Below are 16,266 nucleotides of genomic sequence, written 5' to 3'. Positions count from 1 at the left end.
TCTCAAAAACACTATTCGTTTATTTACCAAAGACTGTCCATCGCCAACTATGCCGGGGTAGTACTTTCGCAGGAAATGAAAGTACCTTTAGTTCTGGAATACAACGGTTCTGAAGCTTGGGTGGCAAAAAACTGGGGACGACCTTTACAGTATCATGACCTTGCAGTTCTGGTTGAGGAAGTTTCTCTGAAGCACGCTCATCTGATAGTTACGGTTTCCGACGTATTGCGCGATGAGTTAATCGAAAGAGGAGTCAAGCGCGATCGCATTGCCTGCTATCCTAACTGTATCGATCCCAACGTTTTCAATCCGAGTCGTTTTAGCCAGGAAGAGTGCGATCGATTGCGTCAGCATTACGGGATTGCCAAAGATGCGACAGTCGCCACCTTTATTGGAACGTTTGGGCAGTGGCATGGTGTAGAGGTATTAGCTGCCGCTATTCGCCAAATGATTGACAATAATTCCGAGTGGTTGCGAGAACGAAGAATGCATTTTTTGCTCATTGGCGATGGCTTAAAAATGCCTAAGGTACGAGAAATACTGACTGGAGAAACTTATGCACCGTTTGTCACTCTTACAGGTTTAGTGAAACAAGAAGAAGCCCCCGCTTATTTAGCGGCATCCGATATTCTCTTATCTCCCCATTTACCTAATGGGGATGGCAGTCGTTTCTTTGGTTCACCGACGAAGTTGTTTGAATATATGGTAATGGGAAAAGCTATTTTAGCGTCCGATTTAGAACAAATTGGTAAAGTTCTGCAAAATAGTCTTCGTGTCGGTCACTTACCTTTTAATGCGCCGAGCGGAGATGAAACAGAATTAGCTGTCTTAGCACCACCTGGAGATAGACAAGCTTTAATTGATGGCCTTCATTTCCTGGTTGAAAATCCCGAATGGAGGGTTTCGATAGGCCAAAATGCTAGAGCTGAAGCACTATCTCATTATACCTGGGCTCATCATGTCAAAACAATCATTGAAGGCTTAAATAACCAATTCCAATACCCCATAAAAAATGCCAAGCATGAATTTAGATAAAAAAGCTGTTCACGAATTTTGGGAAGCAGCGGCTTGTGGTGAAAATCTGTATTTGAAATCCCAGGATAAAGATGATTATCACCAGCAAATAAAACAGCGATATGAACTAGAACCTTTTATCTTAAAGTTTGCTGAATTTGACCGATACAAAGGCAAAGATGTTTTGGAAATAGGGGTAGGGTTAGGGGCTGACCATCAAAAGTTTGCTGAAGCGGGTGCCATTCTCTACGGAATTGATTTAACTCAACGGGCGATCGCACATACTCGTCGCAGGTTTGACCTACTGGGGTTGACATCAACATTACAGGTAGCCGATGCAGAGAACCTTCCTTTTGAGGATGCAATGTTTGATTTAGTTTATTCCTGGGGTGTCCTGCATCACACGCCTGATACAGTCAAAGCTATCGATGAAGTGCTGAGAGTTTTAAAACCTGGAGGGGTGGCAAAACTCATGATTTACCATAAATACAGTTTTGTGGGTTACATGCTGTGGCTGAGGTATGCGCTTTTGGGATTTAAGCCCTTGACATCTTTGAACGAAATTTATGGAAAATATTTAGAAAGTCCGGGAACGAAGGCTTATTCTGTGAGTGAAGCTCATCAACTGCTGAGCAAGTTTCAGTCGGTGGAGATTCAAACCATTCTGACTCACGGTGACCTTTTAACCTCATCAGCCGGTCAACGTCATCAGGGTTGGATGCTCACTGTGGCGCGATCGCTTTTGCCAAGGTGGATCATTCGTACATTTTTTCCCAATCATGGGCTGTTTATGCTGATTACAGCGACAAAGTGATACCAAATCCGGGATGACTACACCATTTTTGGAGAACGAACCACAGAGGCACAGAGGACACGGAGGAGAGAAGAGGAGGAAATTAAAGTTAAAAGGGGTTATAGCGCCGATTTGGTATGAAACAGATTCTTCAGTCACTTAGCACGGGTAGTACAGAAGTTGTCGAAGTTCCCTGTCCAAAGGTAAAACCCGGTTATCTCCTGATCGGGACTAGAACCAGCCTGGTTTCTGCGGGAACCGAACGGATGCTGGTGGAATTTGGCAAAGCCAATCTCCTCGACAAAGCCCGCCAACAACCGGAAAAAGTCCGCATGGTGCTAGATAAAATCAAGACGGACGGCTTAATTCCGACACTGGAAGCGATTCAGAGTAAACTTGACCAACCGTTGGCAATGGGTTACTCCAATGCTGGAGTCGTTCTGGAGGTTGGGGCGGGAGTAGAAGGGTTTAGAATTGGCGATCGCATTGTCTCTAACGGCTATCACGCCGAAGTTGTCTGCGTGCCGAAAAACCTCTGTGCCCAGATTCCTGATGCAGTAAGTGATGAAGCTGCCGCCTTTACCGTTCTGGGTGCGATCGCGCTTCAAGGTATTCGTCTCGCTCAACCTACTTTAGGCGAAGCGTTCGTCGTTACCGGACTGGGTTTAATTGGTTTAATCACCGTCCAACTCCTACGCGCCCAAGGTTGCCGGGTTTTAGGGATAGACTTTGATCGCCACAAGCTGAATTTAGCTGAACAATTTGGGGCGGAAACAGTAGATCTTTCCCGTGGGGAAGACGCTGTTGCTGCTGCGATCGCATTTTCTCGTGGACGTGGGGTCGATGGTGTCTTGATTACCGCCTCTACCCAAAGTAACGAACCCATTCATCAAGCTGCTCAAATGAGCCGCAGACGGGGTCGGCTTGTTTTAGTGGGTGTCGTGGGTTTAGAACTTTCCAGGGCAGATTTTTACGAAAAAGAACTCTCCTTTCAAGTTTCCTGTTCTTATGGCCCTGGTCGCTACGATCCAGCTTACGAGGAAAGCGGACAAGACTACCCCCTCGGCTTTGTCCGTTGGACACAACAACGGAACTTTGAAGCCGTTCTCGATCTGCTGGCTGCTGGCAAATTAGACATTGCACCTCTTATCTCTCATCGCTTTCCCCTTGAGCAAGCACCAGCCGCTTACCAACTTCTGGGTAGCAATGAACCTTCTCTCGGCATTCTGCTGCAATATCCAGATTTTGAGTACCAATCAGCCGATACCCTGCTTAACCCAACCATTCAGCTTGGAACTGTAGAAGGAAACTCGGATAGTAATTTCCCAATTCAAAATTCACCCCCCCCTACCCCCCCTTATAAAGGGGGGGAGAAAAGACAAAATCAAGCCGTCCTTGGCTGCATTGGTGCAGGGAATTACGCCAGCCGAGTTTTAATCCCAGCATTCAAAACCACCGGAGTTCCGATTAAAGCTGTTGCTACCAGTGGGGGGACAAGTGGCGTCTATGTTGGGCGTAAATTTGGCATTCAGCAGGCAACAACGGATACAGCCAGTCTATTAACAGACTCCGAAATCAACACCTTAGTGATTGCCACCCGCCACGACACTCACGCAAAATTTGTCTGCCAAGCACTCCAAGCAGGGAAACACGTTTTTGTCGAAAAACCCTTGGCGATTACCTGTGAACAACTCGATGAAATCAAGTCAACCTATATCTCTATCTCGAATTCTGGCACCGCCCCGCTGCTAATGGTGGGTTTTAACCGTCGCTTTGCCCCCCAAATTCAGCAAATCAGAACCCTTCTCACCCCTTTCAAAGAACCGAAGGCAATGATTATGACGGTGAATGCGGGGGCAATTCCCGCCGAACACTGGATACAGGACATCGCGATTGGGGGTGGGCGAATTATTGGGGAAGCGTGTCACTTTATCGACTTGCTGAGATTTCTCGCAGATTCTCCGATTGTGTCGGTTCAAACCACAAGTTTGGGGACATACCCTCCCCAATCTCCCTTACCTAAAGGAGGGCAAGAAGCGATCGCAATTCGAGAGGATAAAGTTAGTTTTACCCTTACTTTTGCCGATGGTTCCTTTGGCAGCGTTCACTACTTAGCCAATGGACACAAATCCTTTCCCAAAGAGCGATTAGAAGTTTTCTGTGCTGGTACTATCCTTCAGTTGGATAACTTCCGCAAGTTAAGAGGTTACGGCTTCTCTGGATTTAAAACCATGAACCTATGGCGACAGGATAAGGGCAATACTGCCTGTGCCGCCGCTTTTGTCAAGGCTATTCAGTCGGGTGAAGCATCACCGATTCCGTTTGAGGAGTTAGTGGAGGTAACTCGCGTCAGCTTCGAGATTGCGGAGGCAGCGAGACATTGAATCTAGGTCGCTGGTTTCGTACAATTCGCGATATTCCACCGCGTCAGCTAGCAGCGCGAGTTCAATTTGAAATCCAATCGCGATCGCTTCCTAGGCTACCTTTACCCCTACGCCAATCGCTAGCCGTAGGTAACTCTATCTCAACGCCTCCCTTACGTCAGGGCTATCTCCAAGCATTAGAACTGCCCGAACCCCTTCACCCTATCCCCTCGCCTCAACAAACTTACACCTTCACCTTTCTCAATCAGCCGCGAGAACTGCAATTTCCCATCACTTGGAATAGTCCCGACTATCCTCGCTTGTGGCAATTTAACCTGCACTATTTCGACTGGGTACGGGAAGTCCTCACCGTAGCTTATCAACAAGGGCAAATTGAGGGGAAAAATCTCAGTCAGCTCAAACACCTTATCTGTGACTGGATTAACGCCAATTCTCTGTGTTCCTTCGATGGTTGGCATCCCTATACCACATCTTTGCGTATTGTCAACTGGACATTGGCAACTAGAGCGATTCCCCTCTTAGCTGAACCCGATGTTCTGACTTCACTGTGGTTTCAGGTGCGGTATCTCCATCGCCACAAAGAATATTTTGCGGGTGGCAATCATCTGTTGGAAAATCTCAGAGCTTTAATTATTGGGGGTTTGAACTTTAATCATCCCAAAGCGGAAGCGATCGCAAAAATTGCCCTACATCAACTTTCCCAACAGCTAGCCCTCCAAATTCTCCCCGATGGCGGACATTACGAGCGCAGCCCGATGTATCATCTCATCGTCCTTAACCTCGTGGCTGAGTCTGTTGCTTGCTTGCGAAGTGCGGGTTGGACTATGCCGGAAACTATCAGCGAACCCCTGAAACGGATGCTGAACTTTGCCACCAACATTCGCCTGTCTAACGGTGCTTATCCCTTGTGGAATGATGCTGCCTACAATATCGCTAACCCCTTAGATGAGGTTGTAAGTTGGGTGAGTCAGTTGTTGGGACAATCTCCAAATCACCCGACTGATGCTTTATGTACTCGCTTGCTGCAAGCGGCGGGTGTCTCACTTATGTCCTCACGTCCCTACGAAGCGTTAACCACAAGCAGCCATTGTCCTGATTCCGGCTACTCTATCCTCCGTAATGCCAATGGGTTAGAACTTGCCTTCGACTATGCCCCACCTTGCCCCGATGAATTACCACCTCATGCTCATGCCGACTGTTTAACCGTAGACTTATACTGCAACGGTCAACCCATCATTGTTGATACAGGCACGAGTCAGTACGCTGGGGGCGAGGTTCGGTCTTACGAGCGCAGTACATTAGCTCATAATACGATCGCAATTGCCCATCAAGACCAATCGGAAGTCTGGGGAAGTTTCCGAGTTGGTCGTAAAGCTCAACCCTTCAACGTGCGATCGGGTACATCTGAAGGATGGCAGTGGATAAGTGCTGCCCATAACGGGTATGCCAAACCGCCTCTCAATGCCGTGCATCAGCGTTGGGTTGGTTTAGGAAGTCAAGGAATTGTGATTTGCGATCGCCTGGAAACAGCGATTGCTACTGAGTATACCTCTACACTACACTTTGCTCCTGGTTTAAGTTTGGTTTATGACCCAGATCAGGATGAGTATTGCTGCCAACTGCATGAAAGGCAACTCTATATTAAGGTGTTGGGTTTGGACGAAAGCGATCGGGTAACTTGGATGGATGCCGACACGTCTCAATCCTGGTATGCCCCTGAGTTTGGGCGGCGTTACCCGCGTGGATGCCTTAGAATTCAGGGTTTATTGCCCCCTGATGGTAAGACGATTTGTACAGTATTGATGCTTAACTCTAGCCCTAAAGTCACTTGGGAGTGGAGCAATGGCAAAGGAAAAGTTCAATTTGAAAACGGGCTATTCTTAGAGCCTAGCTATGATTTGTAAGGTGCAATCCTCGAAAATATAAATAAAATACTGAATTCTGCCAAATGAACAAAGAGAAAACCATTTTTAGGACTGACTGGATTACTGTGAAGGAGACTGCCAGGGGTTTTCATTATTTGGAAAGAAAAGGTAGAGATTCAGTTGCCGTATTTCTCATTAGAAAAAGTAAATTTAATACAGGAGAGTATGAAGTTCTAATTAGGCAGCAGCCCCTTTGTATCGATATTCCCGATATTAACGAAGAACATAGACTTTATCCTTGCCCAATTACTGGGGGGATAGAAGAAGGGGAGTCACCAGAGAAAGCAGCAATCAGAGAACTGTATGAAGAAGCTGGTTTTTCAGTTGGCGTTTTGCCGCTAGGTAAGTATATTGTTGGGACTCAGACTAATGAAATTTGCTATATGTATTATGCTGATGTAACAGATATAGAGCCGGAAGTTGCACAGCAGGATGGCAGCTATTTTGAAGCGATTAGCAAAAATGAATGGTATCCTTTGGATTACTTGAATCAATGTGATTATGCGGCTTGCCAGATTGGGTATTTTAGATTGCAGAATATTCTTTTATAAAAATATCTCTGGCGATTAAGAATCGCGGCTATATAAACTAAGTCCTCCTACCCTTCGGGTTCTCCTTTGGAGTACGGGGACTAATGAAGCAAAGCAACCCCTACGCATGGCACTTTGAGTAGGGCAGCTCAGTCATTTAAGAAGTTGATCGCAAATTTATACTCAAAAAAACTTAATATTTCTACAGCACTCGCCTCGTCGCTCATGGAGGTCAATGTTTGAGTCCTCGCGTTTGGATTGTTAACCAATTTGCCAATACTCCGGATGTCCCCGGTCACATCCGGCAGTACGAGTTGGGTCAGTTTTTAGCCAAGCAAGGCTGTCAAGTGAATGTCTTCGCCTCCGACTACAACCTGACTCAGCGACAATACTTAAAGCTCAAATTCCCTCAACTATGGCATTTGGAAAACTTCGAGGGGCTGCAATGGAATTGGCTCTATGCCGTTCCTTATCAGGTCAATAACTGGCGACGATATGTGAACATGGTGTCCTTCTGCCTAACCTTGTTTCTCATCGGTCTGCTTAAACCAAAGCCAGACCTGATTATTGGCTCCTCGCCGCAACTTTTAGCCGCATTTACGGCTTGGATACTCGCCAAACTTCGAGGTGCTACCTTTTATTTTGAGGTTCGCGACCTTTGGCCTCAAGTTCTGATCGAGCTTGGGGGAAAATCACCTAATAGCCTGATAGTAAGGGTTTTGGCGGGGATCGAAGGGCTGCTGTATCGTGAGAGCGATCGCATCATTGTCTTAGCATCTGGCTTAGTGGACTACATCAGCAAGCGTGGTGCTGTTGAGGTCATTTGGCTGCCTAATGGGCCTGATGTTGAACAGTTCCAAGTTGAACTCCCCATTGAACAGGCTAAAGCTCAATACCATATCGACCTAAAACGAATTTGCCTCATGTATACCGGCGCACACGGCACAGCAAATTCCCTTCAAACGATTGTTGAAGCTGCACGAATCCTCGACCAAAGCTATCCTGATCGATTTCAGATTTTGTTAGTGGGTGATGGCCCTGAAAAAGCCCAATTGATAGAGCAAGCGGCTGGAATCCAATGCCTAGAATTTAGACCCCCGATCCCAAAAGCCGAAATTCCCAAACTCCTCAAGGCGGCTGACGGTCTGATTCTCACGCTTAAAGATATACCTTTATTTCGCTATGGGGTCAGTCCCAACAAGCTTTATGATGCTTATGCCGCAGGTAAACCTGTAGTGGTCGCGGTTGGGGGTACCCTCAATCAAGAAGTTGAAGTCCATCAAGTCGGCTTCACGGCAGAACCTGAAAATGCCAAGGGATTGACACAGGCCATGATTCAACTGGCTCAGACACCGCCTGAGGAACGGGAAGCGATGGGTAAACGAGGACAAGCTTTGGTCAGTTCAACGTATTCCCGCACCAAAGTGGCAGAAAAACTTTGGGCGTTGATTCAAGAAGAGTTATGAGTGCAGATGTATTACTGACTGGGGCAACTGGATTTACGGGAGGTTTTGTCTGTCAGCAACTGCTTGAGCGCGGCATCCCCTTTGATTGCTTGGTTAGACCCTCTTCCCAAACCGAAAAGCTGAAAAACTTAAATCTGAAGGTCGTAGAAGGCGATTTGGACGATATAGAATCGCTGCGTCGTATCTTCCCCAGCTATAAAGCCTTGCTGAACGTCGCCTCGATCGGATTTGGTGCAGCCCCCAATATTGTCACAGCCTGTCAATCATCGGGAATCAAGCGGGCTATTTTTGTGAGTACGACGGCGCTGTTTACCCAACTCAACGCCAAGAGTAAAGCGATACGTCAAGCCGCAGAGGAGGTGATTCGCAGCAGTGAGTTGGACTACACCATTTTGCGTCCCACCATGATTTACGGTACACCCAGCGATCGCAACATGATTCGATTACTCCGTCTGATTCAGCGATCGCCCATTATTCCAGTTCCAGGTTCCGGAACATCATTACAGCAACCCGTTCATGTAGAAGATGTGGCTTGGGCAATTTGTGCGGTTCTTGACAATCCCAACACCTACCGTCGCGAATACAATATTTCCGGAGGTCAAGTATTGAGTTACAACGAGGTTGTTCAAATTGCTAGTCAAGCACTGGACAAAAAAACCCTTCTCTGGCATATACCAGTCAACCAATTTATGGGTCTGATTCAACTGGGGAACTCCCTCAGCTTGAAAATGCCAGTTAGTTCGGAGCAAATCTTACGATTGAATGAAGATAAAGTATTTGACCATAAAGCCGCTAAAGCAGACTTTAACTATTCGCCCAGGAGCTTTGCAGAAGGAATTACTCAAGAAGTAGCGCTGCTGTAAAGCCAAGGCATGATTGAGTGTGAGTGTGAGTGTGACCTGAATGATAAATTTTTTCTTTCTTGTAGTGGCGATCGCCAGTTTTTTCCTCGCCGTTTTTTCTGTAGGCGTTATCAAACACAAATTTAGCCAAAAGCTACTCGATATCCCTAATGATCGCAGTTCCCATACGAAACCGACTCCCCGTGGGGGTGGATTGGGCTTTATCATTGCCTTTGCCATTGCCGGAACGATCGCAACTGGATTAACCCATTACTTCCCTCAACTTCTACCCAGTGAGTTGGCTACCCTTAACCCAATCTGCCTTTGGCTCATCCTGACTCCTCTAGCCCTGATTGGTATCATTGACGATCGCTGTGGTGTCCCTGCTGGGATGCGGTATTTGGTTCAGCTAGCGGTTGCTGGAGTGGCGATCGCTTATTGTGGCTCATTTCCCCAACCTTGGCTCACTTCCTTGGGTTTAGTGGGTCAATTTGTAGCGATCGCGCTGACCCTAATCGGCATAACTGCCCTGATTAACTTTTATAACTTCATGGATGGCCTAGATGGCCTTGTGGCTGGTGTTACCGCCTTACAATTAAGCTTTTTAGCCTACTATCTCCATCAACCCCTGTTCTGGCTCCTAGCCGCCGCCTTGCTGGGTTTTCTCTGGTGGAATTGGTCTCCTGCCAAAATCTTTATGGGTGATGCAGGGAGTACAGTATTAGGAGCGAGTGTAGCGATCGCTTTACTGAATACAAACAACAGCCCCATCCAAGCATGGTCAGCCCTAGCGGTTACCTTACCCTTACTCGGTGATGCCATGTACACCCTCATCCGTCGCCTGCTGCGTGGGGAAAATATCTTCAAAGCTCATCGCAGCCACCTGTACCAGCGTCTCCAACAAGCGGGTTGGTCTCATGCTCAAGTGGCAAGCACCTACATCGCGGCTACAGTCCTTGTCATCCTAGCCATTACTAATCTTGGGATCATGGGTAGCGGGTTAAGTGCGATCGGGGTCGTATGTGGAATTGCTATAGGTGAACAGTACTTGCGATCGCACCGTATTCCTACTCGTCCATTGAAAATAGAGCCATCGCCCAGTGCTTATAGCTTGTCCGATTAAAGTGGATTAGTAGTCCCTGAAAAACATGGCAATCCAAGTTGCAACAGCTCGAATTATTCTCCCCCCTTTTTAAGGGGGGCTGGGGGGGAGCGGATGGTGTAGTATGTTCACGAGAAATTGATCTAAACACTGATTTCTAGGGTTGTTTCTCTGAAAATTAGATAGGCTCTTAATTAAAAAAAAACTGGGGAAGCTCATGAAAGAGAAGTTTTATTTCTGGGCTATGAGCTTCCAGCCATGATATTGCTAAAGGACATCTGCAAAAGCTGGACGTAGTCGCTGATAGCACCACAATCCAAGCCAAAAAACAATCACAGAAATAGCTGAGGCAATTCCCCATTCTCCCCAATGTTGAACTTCTCCAATCAATATCAAATCCCGATAAACTTCCGCGATCGCAGCCAGAGGATTTAACCAAAAGACCCAACCCCGAAACGCTTCTGGAATCACAGAAGCCGGATAGACAATTGGCGTGAGATAAAACCAAAGATTTAAAACTACTCCCAACGTTTGAGGAATATCCCGCAAAAATACGGTTAGCCCTGCGGCTAAATATCCCAATCCAACTGTTAAAAACAACTGGGGCAACCAAACTAGTGGTAACAGTGCCAACGTACTGTGTAGTGTATGGGATGATAGCGCGACCAACACAATTAACGCGGCTAAGCCAAACGCGCTTTCAATAAACGTCGATAAAATGGGTACTAATGGTAACAACGCTAGTGGAAATACCACCTTCTTCACCAAATTGGGCTGGCTGATCACCGAACTCGCTGACTGCACCAATCCCCCTGTAAACGCTATCCAGGGAAGCAAGCCCGCAAATAACCATAACCCGAAGATCATGCTGTGGTCTTCTGGCAAGCCCTTCAGCTGTAACTTCACTTTCAGGACAATCGCGAACACATAGGTGTAAATCAGCAACTGCGACAGCTGATTCAACAAAGGCCACACATTGCCGAGAACTGACCCTTTGTACCGTGCTTCTAAGTCGCGCCGCACTAAAGCCCGCAGTAAGTCAAACTTCGTCCACCACTGTTCACTCAGAGGTAGCCACCGCCTGACCTTTCCAACCTTACGGATAAGTAACTTGATTTCTTTGAGTAACAATCGCATTTTTGCCCACAACCACCACACCACCTGTCTCCCTTGAAGCTGAGTCAAACAGTGGAGTTCCCAGTGCCTCAGGTTCTAAAGGATAGGGAGACCTATCACTTGTTTTAAGTATGAACTACTGCCAGTGCCTTGTGGCTCAGGGAGATTTCCCGCAAGTTATCTATCGTTAAGGGTCTACCAGCCATTCACGGCTATACCCGCTAGCATCCAACTTCACTTTGGGCATCTTTGCTGAAATCAGAAATTTTGGCGATGAGGGATGAAAAAGGAGACGGTTGCGATCGCTCGCCCCATGTCTTTTTGTAGCTAGAGTTTTGGCAAAATTGTCAGCCATGCTCAACACTTTAAAATCTCCGCCTTATTGTAAAGCCCCTGATTCCGCTACACTGTGGAATGGTTCATCGTAACGGAAACGATAATGGAGATTGGGCAAAAAGTAAAAGTCTACCGCCTGAGAGATCGGGTATCTGCGGCGACTGTGAGTAAACTGGGGAAAGTCGGCACCATAAAAAATTTCAAAATGACGGATGGTAGCGGCGTTGGCGTCGTCGTGCAATTTGACGACAACTACACAACCTGGTTTTTTGAAGACGAACTCAAACCCGTAGACAACTAACAATGTCTCTGATCCTTACATTCTTGGGCAAAGGCGGCACCGGTCGCACGACAATTGCGATCGCAGCCGCCAAAAAGCTGTCCAACCTCGGTCAACGCGTCCTTTTAGTAGGACAAGACCCTGGCCCCGCCTTCGGGCTTTTACTGGGAGTACCCACCAGTCCCGACCCTCAAGAAATTGGCCCTAACCTCCAGGTCGTGCAGCTACAGAGTACAGTACTGCTGGAACGTGCTTGGGAAGAGGTGAAAAAGTTAGAGGCGCAATATTTGCGATCGCCCACTCTGAAAAACGTCTTTGGTCAAGAACTGGGCATTTTACCTGGGATGGACAACGCCCTAGCGCTGAATGCGATTCGAGAGTATGACAGCAGCGGTAAGTATGATGTCATCATCTACGATGGCAGCGGCGACCAAGCCACCCTGCGGATGCTAGGGATGCCAGAGGTTTTCAGTTGGTATATTCGTCGATTCCGAAAAGTGGTAGAAGATTCCGACGTCTGGAAATCCGTCTCCCCTTTCATTCAACCGGTCACTAGCGCCGTCCTCAATGTGTCATGGACGGGTGAGAACTTTGCCCAAGAACCTACCAAACAGGCTAACAATCTGCTCGAGCAAGGTAAAGCTGCGATCGCTGACCCCAATCGTGTCGCTGCCTATGTGGTAACCAGTGGTGATACGGCAGCCCTTGCCACCGCTAAATACCTTTGGGGCAGTGCTCAACAAGTGGGTCTTACGGTTGGCGGTGTCCTGCTTAACCAAATTCCCACAACGGAACCGTTAGCCGCTGAATTTGCACCTTTGGAAATCAGCGCCTTACCTAACTTGTCAGCGAGCGATGACTGGCAACCCCTGATGGACGCCCTGCCTGATTTCAAAAAAGCTACACAGGCCCCCAGACCCATTACCGTCGATATTCCTGCCCGTCAAGTACGCTTGTTCCTGCCCGGTTTCGACAAAAAGCAGGTCAAACTCACCCAATCGGGCCCAGAAGTCACCATTGACGTCGGTGACCAACGGCGCAATATCATGCTGCCTCCACAACTGACCGGTCAATCGGTCAAGGGTGCTAAATTTCAAGATAGTTATTTGACGATATCGTTTTAGTTCGTTATTGGTCATTAGTCATTAGTTTTTAGCTTATTCGCTGGCAAACTAGTGACAAATAACTCTGGAATTACGAACCCAAGAGTTTCATGGCTCCCCAATTGAGGAAGCCATCTAATGACCAAGGACGAATAACCAGAGCTAATAACCAAGGACTAATGACGAATGACTAGTGACAACTCAGCCGAACGTAGCGCCAAAACTCGGCAGCTACTAGGGATGAAAGGTGCCGCCCCAGGTGAGACCTCGATTTGGAAAATTCGCCTCCAGTTGATGAAGCCGATTACCTGGATTCCCCTGATCTGGGGGGTTGTTTGCGGGGCGGCTTCTTCTGGTGGATATAGCTGGACGCTGGAAGACATTCTCAAAGCAGCAACTTGTATGCTGCTTTCTGGACCTCTGATGGCAGGTTACACCCAAACTCTGAATGACTTCTACGATCGCGACATTGACGCGATTAATGAGCCTTATCGCCCTATCCCTTCCGGTGCCATTTCTATACCCCAGGTGGTGACCCAAATTTTAGTACTCCTATTAGGGGGAATTGGCATTGCCTACCTCTTAGACGTTTGGGCGGGTCATGAATTTCCTAACCTCACCTGCTTAACGTTGGGCGGTGCCTTCATTGCTTACATTTACTCGGCTCCACCTCTCAAACTGAAAAAGAACGGCTGGCTAGGGAATTATGCCCTCGGTTCTAGCTATATTGCCCTTCCTTGGTGGGCGGGTCATGCGTTGTTTGGTCAGCTCAATTGGACAATTGTCATTTTGACCTTGTTCTACAGCCTCGCAGGATTAGGGATTGCGGTCGTTAATGACTTTAAGAGTGTAGAAGGCGATCGCCAACTCGGTTTAAAATCCTTGCCAGTCATGTTCGGTATTGGGACGGCGGCTTGGATTTGTGTCCTGATGATTGATATATTCCAAGCCGGAATTGCGGGTTATTTAATCAGCATCCATCAAAATCTTTATGCCACAATTCTGCTGCTATTAATCATCCCCCAAATCACCTTCCAGGATATGTACTTCCTGCGTGATCCCTTAAAAAATGACGTGAAGTATCAAGCCAGCGCTCAACCTTTTTTGGTGCTAGGGATGCTGGTTGCCGGTTTAGCCCTCGGTCATGCGGCCATTTAAGGAGCAAACAAACTCTGAAGAACAAAGGAATGAGGGAGGGGAAGAATAGGAATAATGTCTATAAATGGCCAGAAAACATATAGACATGGGGACTCAACAGGCTGAATATCGAGCTCTTTCTCCCTCAATTTCCTAGTATGAGATTAGTACAAGCACGCAGACGGCTCAGGCCAGAAGAAACACAGGCTTATACTTTCTTATTTCTGTCGAGTTAGTCTACGGTCGCTCTATCCTTCTCCTCGCCGCCTCAAGACCAGCTTGGTAGCCTTGATCGTAACCCTGTTTATAGCCTCTATCGTAAGTGTCTTTGCAATTATTTCCCGTCGATCCATTACTAGTTTTGCAATTGTGGAGACTGGAAAAAGGGATATAAGCAACTCCGCCACTACCTGGAAGGCTGGTTCTATACTTGGCCCACTCCTGACTACTACCCGTTCTATCTCGCTCTGTGCCTATCAGTCGTATCTCTGTACCGTCTGGCGCGAAACCGATCACTGTTGAACTCAAAGAGGGACTGGCATAAATAGCCGCTTTCAATTCTTTTAGGACTGTACCGACCGGATATCCTTTCACATAGCAAATCTGGTTGCCAAAAGCTGGCGCAGAAAAAACAGTAATTACCACGATAACAGAGACCATTAGGGCTAAGATTTTCTGCCACAATTTGATTTGTTTCATGGAAAAACACTCTCGACAGACATCGAGATTTTGAATGGTCTGCGTTCTATGTCAACCTGAAGCTCGGATAAGTTGTAGATACTTGAAGCCTACACCTTTCTGACTATTCTGGATTGTTTTTTAAATTAAATTTATCTTGCTCGCCGGGAAGACCCCCGTCATAGCGCCAGCTTGACTGGGGATGAAAGGCGGTTAATTTAAGGGACTCGATGTCCCTTAAATTAACCTTTAAGGTCTGCTCTTCGGTCGGTAAATCCAGTAGAATTCTGGAATGTTGACAATCACTCACCGAAGAGAGCATCTATCCCGATGCCACTCAAGAGCAACAATTTGTTGAGTGGATGGATATCTGTCGTTGTGCCTACAACTATGCACTGCGGGAGATAAAGGATTGGTGCGACAGTCGCAAGTGTTTGGTAGATAGATGCTCTTTGGAAAAAGAGTATATTCTCTCTCCCGACTTGAAGTTTCCTGGAGAAATTCAACAGCTTAACAACTTGCCCAAGGCCAAGAGGGAGTTTCCTCGATTGAGCGAAGTTCCTTCTCAGGTTCTCCAACAGGCGATTAAGCAGTTGCACGTCGGCTGGAAATACTTTCAGGATAGAGGATTTGGCTTTCCCAGGTTTAAAAAGTTTGGTCAGTTCAAGTCGCTGCTGTTTCCTCAATTCAAAGAGTGTCCAGTAACGAACCTTCATGTTAAGCTGCCCAAGATTGGGGCAATCCCCATCCACTTGCACCGACCCATTCCAACAGGATTCGTGGTCAAACAGGTGCGAATTTTGAGGAAAGCTGACAGGTGGTATGCCTCTATCTCCCTGCTGTTGTGTGTCAGCGTTCCCGACCCAATTCCTTATGGTCATCCCATTGGGGTGGATGTGGGAGTGGAGAAATTCTTGGCAACCAGTGACGGAAATCTCGTAAAACCGCCGAAGTTTTTTAAACAGCTGCAAGGCAAGTTGAAATCACTGCAACGCAGACTGTCTCGAAAAAAGAAACGGTCGAAGAATTACGAGAAAGCCAGAATTAAGGTAGCTAGACTTCATCACCAAATTGACAACACGAGGAAGGACTTTCACTACAAACAAGCCCATGCTCTTTGTGACACTGGAGATATGGTCTTCATGGAAGACTTGGATTACCGTACCAGTGCCAAAGGAATGTTTAGGAAGCACATGCTTGATGCTGCTTTTGGACAATTCAGAAGCATCGTTAAGTATGTGTGCTGGAAGCGGGGGAAGTTTTTTGGTGAGGTTGATGCGAGGGGGACTTCTCAAGAGTGTCCTGAGTGCGGTAGTGCAGTCAAAAAAGACCTGAGCATTAGGATTCACGATTGCATCAATTGTAGATTCCATACCGACCGAGATGTAGCAGCAGGTCAAAACATACGAAACCGAGGAATTCAACTCATTAGTACCGCAGGGCTTGCGGGAAAGGAAACTGCCTGTGCAGACGATCTACCGGGGGTTGGTGAAAACCAATCTAGGCAAGTGTCAAAATCCCGTAAGGGAAGAACCAGGAAACCCAAGCCGTAAGGTTTGG

The 16,266-nt window shown here is 47.2% G+C and carries 14 protein-coding genes and 1 pseudogene; 12 read left to right on the top strand and 3 right to left on the bottom strand.

What is annotated here, in order from left to right; genetic code table 11:
• The 8 genes from V6C93_RS23270 to V6C93_RS23235 all read left to right on the top strand — a co-directional run.
• Positions 1 to 1,035 (top strand): glycosyltransferase (locus V6C93_RS23270; protein ID WP_333479056.1); only part of this gene is annotated, 1,035 nt, incomplete at its 5' end.
• Entirely contained in the window at positions 1,022 to 1,828 is an 807-nt protein-coding gene (locus V6C93_RS23265; protein ID WP_333479055.1) for a class I SAM-dependent methyltransferase, read from the top strand. The genes V6C93_RS23270 and V6C93_RS23265, both read left to right, overlap by 14 nt.
• A gap of 116 nt (positions 1,829 to 1,944) precedes the next feature.
• Positions 1,945 to 4,191 (top strand): bi-domain-containing oxidoreductase, encoded by a 2,247-nt coding sequence (locus V6C93_RS23260; protein WP_333479054.1) that lies wholly within the window; start codon positions 1,945 to 1,947, stop codon positions 4,189 to 4,191.
• Positions 4,188 to 6,095: an alginate lyase family protein gene (locus V6C93_RS23255; protein WP_333479053.1), complete on the top strand. Its 1,908-nt coding sequence runs from the start codon at positions 4,188 to 4,190 to the stop codon at positions 6,093 to 6,095. The genes V6C93_RS23260 and V6C93_RS23255 overlap by 4 nt, the downstream gene beginning before the upstream one ends.
• Positions 6,096 to 6,139: 44 nt before the next feature.
• Positions 6,140 to 6,667 carry an NUDIX hydrolase gene (locus tag V6C93_RS23250; protein WP_333479052.1) on the top strand — a complete coding sequence of 176 codons (528 nt, stop codon included), beginning with the start codon at positions 6,140 to 6,142 and terminating at the stop codon, positions 6,665 to 6,667.
• A 218-nt stretch (positions 6,668 to 6,885) separates the two neighbouring features.
• Positions 6,886 to 8,112 carry a glycosyltransferase family 4 protein gene (locus tag V6C93_RS23245; RefSeq protein WP_333479051.1) on the top strand — a complete coding sequence of 409 codons (1,227 nt, stop codon included), beginning with the start codon at positions 6,886 to 6,888 and terminating at the stop codon, positions 8,110 to 8,112.
• Positions 8,109 to 8,975, top strand: coding sequence for an SDR family oxidoreductase (locus V6C93_RS23240; RefSeq protein ID WP_333479050.1), 867 nt, complete (start codon positions 8,109 to 8,111; stop codon positions 8,973 to 8,975). Before V6C93_RS23245 ends, V6C93_RS23240 begins: the two co-directional genes overlap by 4 nt.
• Positions 8,976 to 9,015: 40 nt before the next feature.
• Positions 9,016 to 10,077 carry a glycosyltransferase family 4 protein gene (locus V6C93_RS23235; RefSeq protein ID WP_333479049.1) on the top strand — a complete coding sequence of 354 codons (1,062 nt, stop codon included), beginning with the start codon at positions 9,016 to 9,018 and terminating at the stop codon, positions 10,075 to 10,077.
• Between the two features lie 246 nt (positions 10,078 to 10,323).
• Here V6C93_RS23235 and V6C93_RS23230 read toward each other — a convergent pair whose 3' ends face one another.
• Positions 10,324 to 11,193 carry an ABC transporter permease gene (locus V6C93_RS23230; RefSeq protein WP_414644248.1) on the bottom strand — a complete coding sequence of 290 codons (870 nt, stop codon included), beginning with the start codon at positions 11,191 to 11,193 and terminating at the stop codon, positions 10,324 to 10,326.
• 166 nt (positions 11,194 to 11,359) lie between these two features.
• Positions 11,360 to 11,527 (bottom strand): hypothetical protein, encoded by a 168-nt coding sequence (locus V6C93_RS23225; RefSeq protein WP_333479047.1) that lies wholly within the window; start codon positions 11,525 to 11,527, stop codon positions 11,360 to 11,362.
• An 84-nt stretch (positions 11,528 to 11,611) separates the two neighbouring features.
• Here V6C93_RS23225 and V6C93_RS23220 point away from each other — a divergent pair, with 84 nt between their 5' ends.
• The 3 genes from V6C93_RS23220 to chlG all read left to right on the top strand — a co-directional run bounded on the left by V6C93_RS23220 (position 11,612) and on the right by chlG (position 14,049).
• Positions 11,612 to 11,809, top strand: a complete 198-nt coding sequence (locus V6C93_RS23220) for a cytochrome b6f subunit PetP (RefSeq protein ID WP_349262812.1) — start codon at positions 11,612 to 11,614, stop codon at positions 11,807 to 11,809.
• Positions 11,810 to 11,811: 2 nt separating this feature from the next.
• On the top strand, positions 11,812 to 12,912 hold the full coding sequence (locus V6C93_RS23215) for an ArsA family ATPase (protein ID WP_333479045.1): 1,101 nt from the start codon (positions 11,812 to 11,814) through the stop codon (positions 12,910 to 12,912).
• Positions 12,913 to 13,077: 165 nt separating this feature from the next.
• Positions 13,078 to 14,049 carry a chlorophyll synthase ChlG gene (gene chlG / locus V6C93_RS23210; RefSeq protein WP_333479044.1) on the top strand — a complete coding sequence of 324 codons (972 nt, stop codon included), beginning with the start codon at positions 13,078 to 13,080 and terminating at the stop codon, positions 14,047 to 14,049.
• 216 nt (positions 14,050 to 14,265) lie between these two features.
• On the opposite strand, the gene V6C93_RS23205 is transcribed toward chlG, so the two are convergent.
• A complete protein-coding gene (locus V6C93_RS23205) occupies positions 14,266 to 14,727 on the bottom strand; it encodes a hypothetical protein (RefSeq protein ID WP_333479043.1) in 462 nt (153 codons plus the stop codon).
• Positions 14,728 to 14,998: 271 nt separating this feature from the next.
• Between V6C93_RS23205 and V6C93_RS23200 the strand changes: the two are divergent.
• Positions 14,999 to 16,259, top strand: a pseudogene (locus V6C93_RS23200) (RNA-guided endonuclease InsQ/TnpB family protein).
• Positions 16,260 to 16,266 lie beyond the last annotated feature (7 nt).

This window comes from Allocoleopsis sp., assembly GCF_036703385.1.
Lineage (GTDB): Bacteria > Cyanobacteriota > Cyanobacteriia > Cyanobacteriales > Coleofasciculaceae > Allocoleopsis.
This window is presented reverse-complemented; position numbering and strand designations above follow the sequence as displayed.

Excerpts from the sequence above, each read along its gene's own strand:
- V6C93_RS23240 (WP_333479050.1), top strand. The coding sequence starts at position 8,109 with ATGAGTGCAGATGTATTACTGACTGGGGCAACTGGATTTACGGGAGGT.
- V6C93_RS23220 (WP_349262812.1), top strand. The coding sequence starts at position 11,612 with ATGGAGATTGGGCAAAAAGTAAAAGTCTACCGCCTGAGAGATCGGGTA.
- V6C93_RS23260 (WP_333479054.1), top strand. The coding sequence starts at position 1,945 with ATGAAACAGATTCTTCAGTCACTTAGCACGGGTAGTACAGAAGTTGTC.
- V6C93_RS23215 (WP_333479045.1), top strand. The coding sequence starts at position 11,812 with ATGTCTCTGATCCTTACATTCTTGGGCAAAGGCGGCACCGGTCGCACG.
- V6C93_RS23235 (WP_333479049.1), top strand. The coding sequence starts at position 9,016 with ATGATAAATTTTTTCTTTCTTGTAGTGGCGATCGCCAGTTTTTTCCTC.
- V6C93_RS23230 (WP_414644248.1), bottom strand. The coding sequence starts at position 11,193 with ATGCGATTGTTACTCAAAGAAATCAAGTTACTTATCCGTAAGGTTGGA.
- V6C93_RS23205 (WP_333479043.1), bottom strand. The coding sequence starts at position 14,727 with ATGAAACAAATCAAATTGTGGCAGAAAATCTTAGCCCTAATGGTCTCT.
- V6C93_RS23265 (WP_333479055.1), top strand. The coding sequence starts at position 1,022 with ATGAATTTAGATAAAAAAGCTGTTCACGAATTTTGGGAAGCAGCGGCT.
- V6C93_RS23225 (WP_333479047.1), bottom strand. The coding sequence starts at position 11,527 with ATGGCTGACAATTTTGCCAAAACTCTAGCTACAAAAAGACATGGGGCG.
- chlG (WP_333479044.1), top strand. The coding sequence starts at position 13,078 with ATGACTAGTGACAACTCAGCCGAACGTAGCGCCAAAACTCGGCAGCTA.
- V6C93_RS23250 (WP_333479052.1), top strand. The coding sequence starts at position 6,140 with ATGAACAAAGAGAAAACCATTTTTAGGACTGACTGGATTACTGTGAAG.